Annotated in this window: 9 protein-coding genes and 1 pseudogene; 1 reads left to right on the forward strand and 9 read right to left on the reverse strand. The window is 55.6% G+C overall.

Annotated features, from left to right (window positions below; translation table 11 throughout):
• The 7 genes and pseudogenes from HMPREF3164_RS11460 to HMPREF3164_RS10350 form a co-directional block, all read right to left on the reverse strand.
• A pseudogene (locus HMPREF3164_RS11460) lies at window positions 1–1,262 on the reverse strand (hypothetical protein); the annotation flags it as partial.
• Between the two features lie 78 nt (window positions 1,263–1,340).
• Entirely contained in the window at window positions 1,341–2,618 is a 1,278-nt protein-coding gene (locus tag HMPREF3164_RS10325; RefSeq protein WP_070450889.1) for a hypothetical protein, read from the reverse strand.
• Between the two features lie 184 nt (window positions 2,619–2,802).
• Window positions 2,803–4,620, reverse strand: a complete 1,818-nt coding sequence (locus HMPREF3164_RS10330) for a pentapeptide repeat-containing protein (RefSeq protein ID WP_070450891.1) — start codon at window positions 4,618–4,620, stop codon at window positions 2,803–2,805.
• Between the two features lie 394 nt (window positions 4,621–5,014).
• The gene (locus tag HMPREF3164_RS10335; protein ID WP_004005442.1) at window positions 5,015–5,503 is read right to left on the reverse strand and encodes a hypothetical protein; all 489 of its coding nucleotides are present in this window, start codon (window positions 5,501–5,503) and stop codon (window positions 5,015–5,017) included.
• A 434-nt stretch (window positions 5,504–5,937) separates the two neighbouring features.
• On the reverse strand, window positions 5,938–7,293 hold the full coding sequence (locus HMPREF3164_RS10340) for a hypothetical protein (protein ID WP_070450892.1): 1,356 nt from the start codon (window positions 7,291–7,293) through the stop codon (window positions 5,938–5,940).
• 29 nt (window positions 7,294–7,322) lie between these two features.
• Entirely contained in the window at window positions 7,323–7,571 is a 249-nt protein-coding gene (locus HMPREF3164_RS10345; RefSeq protein WP_070450895.1) for a hypothetical protein, read from the reverse strand.
• Window positions 7,572–7,871: 300 nt separating this feature from the next.
• Window positions 7,872–9,236: a chloride channel protein gene (locus HMPREF3164_RS10350; protein WP_070450897.1), complete on the reverse strand. Its 1,365-nt coding sequence runs from the start codon at window positions 9,234–9,236 to the stop codon at window positions 7,872–7,874.
• A 159-nt stretch (window positions 9,237–9,395) separates the two neighbouring features.
• Between HMPREF3164_RS10350 and proC the strand changes: the two genes are divergently transcribed.
• On the forward strand, window positions 9,396–10,244 hold the full coding sequence (gene proC / locus HMPREF3164_RS10355) for a pyrroline-5-carboxylate reductase (protein ID WP_070450899.1): 849 nt from the start codon (window positions 9,396–9,398) through the stop codon (window positions 10,242–10,244).
• 119 nt (window positions 10,245–10,363) lie between these two features.
• On the opposite strand, the gene HMPREF3164_RS10360 is transcribed toward proC, so the two are convergent.
• Both HMPREF3164_RS10360 and HMPREF3164_RS10365 read right to left on the reverse strand, forming a co-directional pair.
• On the reverse strand, window positions 10,364–11,026 hold the full coding sequence (locus HMPREF3164_RS10360) for a potassium channel family protein (RefSeq protein ID WP_004005437.1): 663 nt from the start codon (window positions 11,024–11,026) through the stop codon (window positions 10,364–10,366).
• Entirely contained in the window at window positions 11,019–12,428 is a 1,410-nt protein-coding gene (locus HMPREF3164_RS10365) for a TrkH family potassium uptake protein (RefSeq protein WP_048752922.1), read from the reverse strand. The genes HMPREF3164_RS10360 and HMPREF3164_RS10365 overlap by 8 nt, the downstream gene beginning before the upstream one ends.
• Window positions 12,429–12,669: the final 241 nt, after the last annotated feature.

The following is a 12,669-nucleotide window of genomic DNA, read 5'->3' on the forward strand; positions in this document are numbered from 1 at the left end:
CGGCTGAAGTCAGCCCAGCTCTTGTAGGTGGAGCCGCTGAAGTAAACCCAGCCCTGGTAGGTGGAGTCGCTGAAGTCAGCCCAGCTCTTGTAGGTGGAGCGGCTGAAGTAAACCCAGTCCTTGTAGGTGGAGCGGCTGAAGTAAACCCAGCTCTTGTAGGTGGAGCCACTGAAATTAATAGGTTTTGCGTAGTAAGAGTTCGTAAGGTCTATTGGGTAGAAGAAGGTGCTTCCCGAGAAATCATATTCAAAGTCTGACCACGCCCCCGGCGTGTTTTTGCCAGAGCCTTGTAGACGGTCGTGAATTTCTTTAATAATTCCTAGACGAACGTCTGCTTCAGCTTTAAGCTCTGCTTTATCTGAATAGAATTTCTGTTGGTTATCTTTATAAACCCCATCAGATGTAGGACTATCTTTATCTTCTAGCTCATCATATCGAGTAGCAAGAGTGAATGGAGAACGTATATAGGCGCAGAGGTTATTGATGATAACCTGTCCTTCTTTGAGTCTGTCCTCATATTTTCTTATAGACTCTTCTTCGAGCCATTCGTCCACAAGTCCAACGAGTGTATATACGCCACCCATACGGACGGAGGATTTTTCATCGCCCAGCTGTTCTATCGCTTTAGTATACCGTTCTCTGCGTTCTGCTTTACGGTCCTTAAAAGCATTCGCTTCAAACTGTTCCTTTTGTTGAATAAGCATATTTTCTTGATGCTCCCGAAGATTCTCGGCAGCTTCACGGTCGTTATCATTTTTTCGGCGAGTCTCGCCGAGCGCAATAAGAGCGATAAGACCACCTGTTGCTAGAAGAATTGCTTGCCGAAGCGCCGCCGCTCCACCAGAATTAACGCTACCTTCGGGTAGGCTCATAACAACAGGTAACAGGAACGCATATGACCCACCCACTATGCCACTAGAAAGAATGCGTGCATGGAACCAGCGAGGATCGTTCTCCTGTTTGGAATCTTTACCCTGCTTGAAGATGATAGGCCACAAAATCAGCGTCAGGTACCCAACCGATAGGGTTCCAAGACCTACACCACAATAGAACTGTGCGAAATGTTCAGTACTAACGTGTGGGTTCCAGCTACACCAATGGAAAACTTGCGTGACTAGCCACCACGAGCCCCACAGTACTTCCGCTATGAAAGTGCCTCCAGCGATCCAGTCAATAGAGCGCCATTTTCTCTTCTGCTGTGAAGTATCTGGCGCTGTGTCCTGTTGTAGCGTAGCCTCTACATCTTCGCGTTCTTCTGGCATCGACTATCTATTCCTCATGAGTGAGTGGTGTATTCCTTTTTCTACCCTACCGTAGATAAGCCCATCAACGCGGGAAATTTAGCTGCCAAGCGGCAGGGTAGTAACGTCCTTCCGGAAGGCTCGTAGCTCTTCACTGAACCACTCCAACCTCTCAAGAAGCTCTCGCCACTTCTGCGGCACCTGCGAGTCACGAAGATAAGTGCGTGCCTCGTACACCTCCCGGAACTTTGTCGCAAGATAGTCTGTCTGTTCTGCGGACAGGAAACCGCACCCCAGTGGAAGACCCTCAGCGCCGAGAGCTATAGAGTAACCGCCATCCTCAACCACAAAATTATTACTGGACGAGCCAAATAACGCTGCCCGCGCATTCTTTTCAGCAACAAAACAGGGCACACTCTGAACAAAACGCGAAGGATACGGTTCCCCGAAAAAGTCGGTACCAAAATTCAGGGCACCGCAGAAAACAGAACCATACAGGGAAACCTCGCCGTCAAAGACCGAATCACTCACAAAAACTGAGCCTCGGTACAGCGAGCCGTCGAACCCAACCTCGCCCCGATAAGTAGAGCTATAGAATAAAGCCTCATCGTAGTAGAGAGACTGGTCGAAGAAGACCGATCCACCATAAACAGAATCGTGAAAGGAAACCTCACCATAGTAAACAGACCAGCTGAAACGCGCCGAATCATGGTACGTAGACCCGCTCCACTGGGCTTCACCAAAATAGGTTGAGTTGTTGAAGAAAACCCAATCGTAATACGTAGAATCGCAGAAATAGACGCTTCGTTCATAGGTGGAACCGCTGAACTCAGCACTGTCGTAGTACGTGCACCCGCTGAAATCAACAGAATTCTGATACCAAGAATCCTTCATATCAACCGGGTAGAAGAAAACACTATTCGAGAAATCGTACTCAAAACCAGACCACGAGCCTTCTACATAACTCCTTCTGTCGCCCTGAGGAAAATGGCGCAACCGGCGGTGAATTTCCTGCAAAGCCTGCTGACGAACCTCTGCTTCTGCCAAAAGCTCTGCTCTGTGCACGGAAAACTCTTGGTGGTTCTCTCGATAGCTGCCGTGAGGACTGGGCTTATCCTGTGAGAGCTCATCGTACCGAAATGCCAGGTCAAAAGGGGCGCGGATATAGGCGCAGAGAACATCAACGATGCGCTGGCCCTCCGTGCGCTTTTCTTCCTCCGATAAGGACTCATCGACAAGATATTCATCTACTAAGGTCACGAGGGCATGCACCGCGCCCAGCCGTGTGTACGAGTGGGCAGAGTCAAGCAGCTCGACGGCTTTTAGAAATCGCTCCTGCCGTGAAGCGTTCAATGTGCTCTTGTTGCTGGCGGTCATGGCGGGTGGCTCCTTGTATGGTGGTTGGAGGCGTGCCCCTTCACCCTACCGCATCCTTATTCGCCGCCCACAGATTTCAGCCGCTAAAAAAGGCTCTTTATCCGAATAAAGAGGCGAAAAGTACGCTTTATTCGAATAAAGAGCCTTTTTACGCAAGACGCGCAAGAGACAGGGGAGAGGCCCCCTAAACCCCTACCTGCTGGCGGTCTTGCTCCTGCAGCGGGATCGTCGTGATTTTCTCGCGCCAGGCGTGCAGTTCCTCAACGGTAGACTTCAGCCTGCCCGAAAGTTCCTTGGTCAGCTCTAGCCTATCGGTGCTGCGCGCATCGTCGCCGTGAAGATGCTGGGTGATCTCCTGCAGCTCGCCGTTTTTATGCGCCAAATACTGCCGATACTCCACAGCCAGCGGCGGGCACTCACTCGGCAGCCCGGAAGCACCGGTATCAATAGCGTAGCCCTGCCCCAGCGAGAAGACATTCTCCGTCGGTGCGAAGAACGAAATATACTGCGCCCATGCCTCAACATTCATGAAAGCGGGCGCTGCGCCAGTAAAGACAGAACCCTGGAAAGTCACCGCATTGTCATACACGGAACCCCTAAAGAGCGCCTTGTCGGCATACGTCGAGTTCTGGAACCCCGCCAGGCCGTAGTACAGCGAGCTCGTGTAATTCGCCCATTTGCTGTACACCGAACCCTGAAAATCAGCCCAACCGTTATAAACAGACCGGCGGAAATACACATCGCCACCGTAACGGCAGTTATTAAAATGCACGTCGTCCGTGTAGACAGACCCGCTGAAATCCGCCCGATGATAGGTGCAGTCGCCAAAACTCGCCACCTGCGTGTAGACGGAGTTATGGAAGTTCGCCTGATTATGATAGACGGAGTTGTTGAAGGTTACCGCGCCGGTATAGACGGAGTTATGAAAGTTCGCCTGATTATGATAAACAGAGCCGCTGAAATCCGCCGCGCCAAGGTACGTTGAGTTACGGAACACCGCCCAGTTGCGGTATGTGGAATTCACGAAAGTTGCCGCCTCATGGTACGTAGATCCGCTAAAGTTCGCCTGATCCAGGTACAGGCTGCCGCTAAAGTCTGCGGTGCTGCGGTATACGGAATCGTTCAACGATGCCGCACCGTGGTACGAAGACCCGCTAAAGTTCGCGTACGCCAGATAGGTAGAACCGCGGAAATCCGCCCAGTTACGGTAGATCGTGCCGCTAAAATCGGCTTCGTGCATGTAGGTGCACCCACTGAAATCGGCGGTCTTATTGAAGAAGACTCGACTGAATTCGATAGGGTAGAAGAAGGTGCTTCCCGAAAAATCGTATTCAAAGTTCGTCCACGGGCCGTCCTGGTAGCCGCCCGCATCCGAGGGGGCGCGCAGACGGTCACGGATCTGCTGCATCAGACCGAAACGCAGCTCAGCTTCTTCACGCAGAAGGGAGCTCTTCGCGTGAAATGCGCCGTGTGCAAACTCTAGGGCGTGCGGGTCAAAAATCGGCGGAGACTGAATGTACCCGCTGATCTTATTTACAATGCGCTGCCCCTCCTTATTGCGGTCTTCGTAGCTTAAAGTTTCGTCCTCAAGGCATTTATCGACAAGCGCAAGAAAGGTATAGAGACTTTTCTGCCGCGTTTTCGCATTCTGATCCTCAAGCTGAGCGGTAGCTTGCTGGTAAATAGACTCGCGTTCTGCGCGTGTAACGCCAAAAATATCAACGCTTTTGTGGGCGACCGTCGCCACGCTTGGCCGGTTCCGGCGGGTGAATATGATGAGTGCGAGAACTGTGAGCACACCGCCGATCGCATACAGCACAAGTGAGGAAGTGGTTTGTTTGGTGAGGAATGGAATAATAATTGCGGCTATCAGGCAAAGGATCGCACATATAAGAATTGACCAGGCGATAGGTCTGGCAGTCCGCGGCTTAGAAGGTTCTAAAAGCGGCGGTTCTGTAATGCTTTGTATGCGTGACTCTGCGTTGAGGCGGTGGTCGTCCATGACGGGGCTCCTTGTGGCGAGTGGGTGTCTAATGCCGTACTTGTCGTAGAGCTAGTCTTCAGCAGGAATTTTACACCTTTAAGTTGAATCTGAGACACCCCACGCCACATAAACAGTGTTTCAATATTCCGTGACAAGGCGTTATTTTGGTAACACTGCACTTAACAGGTGGAGCTTTTACCCGCTCTTATGCGCTGTTACGCGCGAGAATATGCGGCGTGTCTAAAATCCAGAAGCGAAGACCGTGTTCCTGTTCTCGATGTAATTTTTCGCTCCCGTTTTGGCGCCGCTGCGAAAAGTTCCGGACAGAGAGTGAGCACCCGACGGAAGAACGAACGTCGGGTGCTCACTAGGGAGGTGCTCTCACTGACACTGTGCGAGGGTCTGGAGGGGTCTACCCATCCCTCCGTACCGCGTGCATGTAAAACGTCAAGCACGCCACAAACTCAAGGGGCACGATTGTGAGCGTCCACAGCGCATCCAGCGCCAGGTTACCGCTCGTGAGCAGTCGGAACCACAGCGGAGAAACCGCCACACACAGTACCGCGCCCAAAGCATTGACGGACCGCACCAGCCCGGTGCCCATCCGAAAATTGAAGCACACGTTCGCAACAATATGCCCCAGCGCGTATACCAAAATGAACTGCCCCATCGGGTGGAACAGTATGTGGCTCCAGTCGCTCGTCAAATCGCCACTCACCAGAAGCGCGAAGAACGTCATCACATACGGGAGTACCATAAACAGAACGCGTACCGTGTACCCCACGGATGCCAACGTATGCCTGAAGGTAACCTCACCCGAGCCACGCTGCGGGATGCCGTGCGCACGCTCAACGCCGCCTAGGGCGGTGTACGCTCCCGCAGATGCTGCTCGTGTGCTCATGATTCCCCCAAAATATGGTTCGCAAGCATGTCTGGTGTATAGGTTGAATTTCTATAGTATGCCTTTGCGGCATTAAAAACCCTCATACTCAGGGATGATTTATCAAAACTTAATGTTCGTAAGCTAAATACAGCTCAGATATACACATGTTCAACCGAGGGTCTGAAGGCGTTATACCGGGGAAGAAGCACGAGTGTCTAGTAAACAAGGCATGACGTCACAGTCTGTAACAAATCGGCCGATTAGGCAGGTTTTTCTAGGACTAGAAGTGTCTGCAGTCCTTTGACGGGGTACACAGGCATTTAGTCCCAAACCGTGCCAGCCGATAGTTTTCCGCCGTAGAGTCTGGTGTTTTCACAGGAGTGTACACAAAAGTCGGATGCGCCAGGATCGTACCCGGCGCATCCGACCTTAGACTGTGAGAAAACGACCGCCTATTCGCGTGCTAACCTCTCGGGTTCAACGTCGTCCTTCGGCTGCTCGATGATTGACCGAGCCGAAGCAATAATCACGCTCAGAATAATATCTGCCATGATGAAGATATAGGCCCCGGCTGAAGAATCTTCACCCGACCAGCCAGCATAGACGATCGCCGTGACGATCAGCAGAATAATACCCAATCCGGCGCTAATTCCATTCAGGATGCGCATGCCCTTCGTAGACTTCGAGCGCACCGCGAAAATACACGCCGCAATCTGCACGAGCATATACACTGCGCCGCCGTAGCCGAGCATCATGTTGAAGGTTCCGCCGCCACCAAAGCCGAAGCCATACATCACCAGGCACGCGGCAAGCAGAACGGTACGAATCGCGGTCACCGTAACAATGGTCTTGAGCTCGCGCGAACGTTTCTGCTCGGGGGTTTTCTCGGCACCCGCAGGCACCGAACCCGTGGTCGCGGCTATCTGACCGCTTGCCGGTGCCCCGACCGATACCGCCGGGGTGTTCGCCGTAATGATCGGAATTGCGGATGCGGGCATGGTGTCTTCATACACCTTCTTAGCCCCGGTTTTCTCTGTGGAAGCCTGTGCCTCGGATGCGGCGGAGTCGGCAGGAGCACTAGACCCGCGCTCTGCCCGAGCGGCAGACATCGTATCGGCGATGGACGGGAATGCGCCCTGTTCCTGGGTCTGAGCGGGAAGCTGGCGGGTCCTCACGTCTTCCGCGTCGCCAGCCTCGTCAGCATCCGGGCGCGAGATGGACTGCGGAATGTTATCGGCAGGTTCAGCCTCCGGTGCCTCCGCGTGTGCGACGGCGGGTTCAGGAGCCTCAGAATCCTGTGGTTTCTCCGAAAGATATGAGCTTAGCGGGCCCTGCTCAGGTCGGCTCTGTACCGGCAGCTGACGGGTCTGCGTATTTTCGTGGTGCACAGCCTCGTCAGCGTCCGGGCGTGAAATGCTCTGGGGAAGCGCCTCCGCAGGGGTGTTCGTATCGATCTCAACGGCGGCGGGTTGAGCGCTCTCGGCCTCGGCAGGCTGGGGCTTTGAGGTCTGTGAGCCCCACGGTGTGGACTGGGTAGCGTGAGCGCTCTCGGTCGGGGAATCCTCGGCAGGTTTCTGAGCGGACTCTTGAGTCTTCGCGTCTTGCGGATCCTGCGCTGCCTGCGAGGTCTGGGTGTGCGCATCCGGCCCGGCATCCTGAGGGGGCAGCGAGTTTTGGGCAGGTGATTCTTCCTGCGCGTGCTGCACAGTCGTCGAAGTCTGAGAGCGTCGAGGATTGCTGAAAGGCGCACCTCCCTGGTGGTGCGAATCCTGTATGCGCTCAGAGGTATGAGGATTCTTATCGCTCATCGTGTCTCCCTCGGATGCTGTGGCTGGTGTTAAAGTCTGTGGGCAGGTGTCGAGCTGGTGCGGGCGGGGTGGTCTTCCGCCCAGAAAATCCAGCGGGTGCTAGGCACCGGTAAGAGCTCAGCTAAGGCGCGGTCAGCGGTACGGCTAGGCTGCGAACTGGAATTTCGCGGGATAACCTCTGCAATAGTACCCAAAACGGGCACGAGTTGCCTAAACACCCCGGAAATATTGGGCTCTTTAAGGATAGCGAGAGATATCTCCAAGTCAGCGTACAACACGAAGTTACCTTGCACAACACCATATGTATAGTCGAGCTTGAGCCTGCAGTCGGATGCGCGGCAGGCGCCCTTTTTCGAGTGTGTGCATCGCCCGGAAAATCCGGTGAATCTTCGCCCGCGGTACCGTAGGCTACCGTAGGCATGAAACCGACGGCGGTAGAAGAACCTGAACACACCTAAAATAGATGCACTGTAAAGTAAATTATTATAGCCGCATCCACACAAGAAACCTGTGCATGCCGCTTGTGCGACACGCGTAAAGCACGCGAAATTCCCTTACAGGCGCTCAGCCAGCCGATCTTAACGCTGGCCATACGGTCTGCGGGATGGTTGTGTTTTGTTGCCCAAGCGCATCCACAGGTATTTGACACCCCATGCCGTTCCGACCGCTACCGCGAAAGGCGCATACGCCTGCCAGTCTTGCCCGGCGAACCCAAGAATCAGGGCGCAGGCGCTCAGCGGGGCGTTCATCGACAGGCTCAGGAAAGTGACCGCACCCAGCAGCCCGGCTATCCCGAGAAGTTCTGATGCATGAAGCGCTCCCGCGCCCGGTTGAAGCTGAATCAGCGTCGGGAACACGAGGATTAGAGCGCCCGTAAGCACGAAACCGCAGGCGGAACCCAGCGCCAACCCCGGTGTGAGCGTGCCTCCATAGGCACCGTTACGCAGGCTCGCCACCACCAAGATCGCTTTAGCTGCCAGCAGCGCGAGAGCATAGAGAAGAGCCTGGCTTAAGGCTGTCGCGTCAAGCCTGCTGGAGCTCGAAGATAAACCGGATGCGGCATCGAAAATATGCTGGGTCAGCGGGCGGCCGTTCCCCAGAATCTCCGGCAGGAAAATCGAGGTCACCGCCACCAGCGCAAGTACCAGAGGAAGTCGCCAGAGCACGTTCCGATTCGTAGTTTTGCGGCTCTCTGCGCGCTGAGACGCCGCCCGGAACAACAGCGCCAGGGGAGCGATAGCCAGACCAAGAACGACCGCGAGCAGCAGCGATTCACCGGTGGTCTGCAGCTGCGGGACGGGGTAGGTGGGCGCATCCGGAATCACCAGATGCGCGGTGCAGGTTGCCACAAAAATCAGGATCGCACCCGTGAAAATATTGCGCAGCGACAGGGCTAAACTGAGAGCCTCAAACAGGAAAACAAAACCGCCCACCGGAACCTGGTACACAGCCGCTAAACCCGCCGCCGCAGCCGAGGCTACCAGCACCGGGCGCACGGTCTGCGGGATGCGCATCAGATCCGCCAGACGCCCAGCAAACAGTGCGCCCAGCTCGCGCGGGGCAACCTCTTTACCCACCGGCGCACCCGCACCCACGGCCACAATCTGAGTGAGGCTGTGCAGGGTTTGCCGTAGAAATCCCGGGCGGCGCTCCTGCGGAGTTTCGCCGCGAATCTGCGCTTTAACAGACGCCAGCTTAGTGCGCCGCTGAAGCAAAAACCAGATGATAGAGACCGCCACGCCCACCGCGATCAACACCAGCACACGTCGAACGGTATCGCTGTGATCCGTCACGATCGGATGCTCCGCCTCCGTATGCCCGAACGTGAGCTCCTGCATGATATCCAGAAGGTAGTGCAGAATAATCGCCCCGCCACCGGTGGCCGTGCCAATCAGCACGGTGCACAGCAGAAGGTGGGCACAGCGAATTAGACGTGTTTTCATCGTTTTACATTCTAGCCGCGAACCACAGCTCTTTTTTGTACCGGAGTACATGCGGGGAGCCGCCGGATCTGGTGTTGGATTGTATGCTAGATAACAAACCCCGTGGTGCGGGTGGCATACACCCCGCGACACGAACGAAGCAGACAGTAAGGATCGAAGATGACCGAACATATAGCATTCCTCGGCACCGGCTCCATGAACGGTTCCATCGCTGCCGGGCTCATCGCAGGCGGGTACCCCGCAGAGGCCATACGCGCCACCGTGCGCAGCAAAAACTCCATAGACCGCCTGCGCCATCAGTTAGGGCCTAACGGGCGAGATGCCGTCGTGATCGGATGCGAGCTCAAGCCCGAAGCCAACCGTGAGGCAGTCAGCGGCGCATCCGTAGTGCTTCTGGGGGTTAAACCCTATGGAATCGTCGAGCTGGCACGCGAAATTTCACCCGCTCTCGCCCCGGATGCACTCGTCATTTCGGTGGCGGCAGGAGTCACCCTTGACACATTGCAGAAGGCTCTTCCTGCGGGGCAGCCGGTGATCCGCTGCATGCCCAATACGCCCTCAAGCGTGGGCAAAGGCGTGCTGGCGATCTCTGTGAGTGAGGCAGTGACTGAGAAGCAGCTTGCGCTCGCCGAGAAGATCCTAGAGACCGTGGGTCTGGTAGTGCAGGTTCGAGAAGACCAGATGGATGCGGTCACCGCCGTTTCGGGATCCGGCCCCGCCTATGGGTTCCTGCTGGCGGAGACTATGGCGAGTGCCGGTGTGAAGCTCGGCCTGGATGAAGAGACCGCACAGAGGCTCGCATCCGCGACGATTGCGGGCGCCGGGTACCTGCTGGATAGTAACCCGGATGCCGCCGCCCTGCGCAAGGCTGTCACCAGCCCGAACGGAACCACGGAGCGCGCCATCAATACCTTTATTGACCAGGGACTTTTCGATCTCACCGAGGACGCTATGCGCGCCTGCGCCGCCCGCTCCGCAGAGCTGAGCGAACAGTACACGGCTGACTAGCCCCCCCCGCCTCCTGCCTACTCCCTACATAAAAAGAGCCTTTATTTGAATAAAGCGTTAAAAATTCAGCTTTATTCAAATAAAGGCTCTTTTTATGACGAAGAAGGGGAAGACAGAACCTACGGGCGTGCCGCGAAACGCTCGATCAGATCCACCTGCCCCGAGACAATCAGAATATCCCGGGAATGGATGCGCGTTGCCGCATCCGCGTAGGTAAACTCCTCGCCAGGAGACTTAATACCCACCACAGACACCCCGTATTTCGCACGAATATCCGACTCCGCCAAGGTGAATCCGTGAGTCTCCTTCGGCGGGCGCATCTTGGCGATCGCGAAATCGTCGTCGAATTCGATATAGTCCAGCATGCGCCCCGACACCAGGTGCGCGGCGCGGCGGCCCGCATCCGCCTCCGGGTAGACCACATGATGCGCGCCAATACGCTCTAGAATCTTGCCGTGTGAGGGGGTGATCGCCTTCGCCCAAATCCGCTCAACCCCCAGATCGACCAGGTTCGCGGTAATCAGCACGGAAGCCTCAATCGAGGTACCCACACCCACAACCGCAGACCCGAAATCACTTGCACCCAGCTGCCTGAGCGCGTCAATATCGCGAGCATCTGCCGAGACCACGTGGGTGAGCACGCCCGTCCATTTCTGCGCAATCTCGGGGTCTTTCTCAATGGCGAGAACCTCTTTATTCTGGGCATGAAGCTGGGCGGCGGTCGCCGAACCGAACCGTCCCAACCCAATAATCAGTACGGGGGCGTTATGGTTACTAGCCAATGACGGGCCTTTCTTCGGGGTACTTATACAGGCGGCGGCGAGACCTCAGTGCCAAACCGGTGGCGGCGGTAATGGTGCCGATTCGCCCAATAAACATGAGCAGGGAGAGCACATAGATGCCCGAGGGCGGCAGCTCCGTAGAGAGCCCATTTGACAGTCCACAGGTTGCGTAAGCGGAAATGACTTCAAAGAGCACGCGCACGAGCGGCTGGTCTGTTATCGCCAGCAGAACTCCGGTGCCCACAAGCACAATTCCGGTACTCATCATCGTCACCGAAATAGCGATGCGCAGCGCCGACACCGGGATAGTGCGCCCGAAAGTCATCACGAATTGATCGCCGCGTGCCTCCGCAATAATTGCAAGCATAATCACGGCAATCGTGGTGACTTTCACGCCGCCTGCGGTAGATGCTGAGCCGCCGCCGATAAACATGAGCACATCGGTTATGAGGCCGGTGACCGGGCGAATATCGTTCATATCGACCAGGTTGAACCCGCCCGAGCGCGTCATGATGGAAGCGAAAATCGAGCTGAGAATCTTCTCACCCGCGCCGTAATTGCCGATAGTACGCGGATTTGCCCATTCGGCTATGCCCCAGAGCAGGGCACCCAGCACGAACAGGATGCTCGTGGTCGTCACCGTGAGTTTGGTCGTTAGAGTCCAGTCGCGGGGCCGGAAGGGTTTCTGCTGAATCGTCATCAGCACGGGGAACCCGAGTGCCCCCAAGAACACGGCGATACTCACGGGTGCGAGCACGAAAAAATCGTGTCCATAGGGCACTAAGCCATCGGAATGCGGGGTGAACCCGGCGTTGTTGAAGGATGAAATAGCGTAGAAAATACCGTGCCACAGGCTGGTGGGCAGATTCTCGCCAAGAAGCAAAAAACGCGGGGTAAGAACGAGAGCGATCGTCGATTCGATCCCGATTGAGGTATAAGCGACGGTACGAAGCACACTGCCGACCTCACCGAGACGCCCGATACTGAGCTCTTCCTGCGCGATAAGTTTAGAGCGCAAACCCATTTTCCGCCCGATCGCCAGGGCAAGAAGCGAGGTCATGGTCAGCGCGCCTAAACCACCAATCTGACAGGCGAGCAGAATCATAACCTGCCCGAATACTGACCACTGGGCTGCTGTTGAAACGGTCGTCAAACCGGTCACGGTCACCGCACTGGTAGCGGTGAAGAACGCATGGTGAAATGGCGCAGGTTCGCCTGTGACCGAAGAAATCGGCAGGCTCAGCGTTACGGTGAAGAAAACGATCACCAGAAAGAAGGATGCGATAGCGGTTCGCGAAGGTGAGGAGAAGACAGTCGTATCAATAAGGTTGCGCAGCTTCTCGTAGCTTCGGATATCGAAGGGGTTGAAGCGGCGAGTAACCTCTTCCTGTTCATACATCATCGGCGATGTAGACGGAACTTTGCCGATAGCGGTGGAGATGCGACCCTCAGAAAAATCGCGCACCCGTTTGCGCTGATGCGCGCGCAGACGACGTAGATAGCGTCCCACGGGTGCCTCCTTTCCGATCGTGCGCAGAGTTTGGGCGGGGTACGGTCGTGGTGGGGATGTTTAGCTTTCTCTAGTGTATCGCCCAGGCATGCAGCTGAGCGGAACATCATAGGTATTTCTAGGGATAATGTTG

It is taken from the genome of Rothia sp. HMSC08A08, assembly GCF_001808385.1.
Taxonomy (GTDB): domain Bacteria; phylum Actinomycetota; class Actinomycetes; order Actinomycetales; family Micrococcaceae; genus Rothia; species Rothia dentocariosa.

Excerpts from the sequence above, each read along its gene's own strand:
- HMPREF3164_RS10325 (WP_070450889.1), bottom strand. The coding sequence starts at position 2,618 with ATGACCGCCAGCAACAAGAGCACATTGAACGCTTCACGGCAGGAGCGA.
- HMPREF3164_RS10330 (WP_070450891.1), bottom strand. The coding sequence starts at position 4,620 with ATGGACGACCACCGCCTCAACGCAGAGTCACGCATACAAAGCATTACA.
- HMPREF3164_RS10335 (WP_004005442.1), bottom strand. The coding sequence starts at position 5,503 with ATGAGCACACGAGCAGCATCTGCGGGAGCGTACACCGCCCTAGGCGGC.
- HMPREF3164_RS10340 (WP_070450892.1), bottom strand. The coding sequence starts at position 7,293 with ATGAGCGATAAGAATCCTCATACCTCTGAGCGCATACAGGATTCGCAC.
- HMPREF3164_RS10350 (WP_070450897.1), bottom strand. The coding sequence starts at position 9,236 with ATGAAAACACGTCTAATTCGCTGTGCCCACCTTCTGCTGTGCACCGTG.
- proC (WP_070450899.1), top strand. The coding sequence starts at position 9,396 with ATGACCGAACATATAGCATTCCTCGGCACCGGCTCCATGAACGGTTCC.
- HMPREF3164_RS10365 (WP_048752922.1), bottom strand. The coding sequence starts at position 12,428 with ATGATGTATGAACAGGAAGAGGTTACTCGCCGCTTCAACCCCTTCGAT.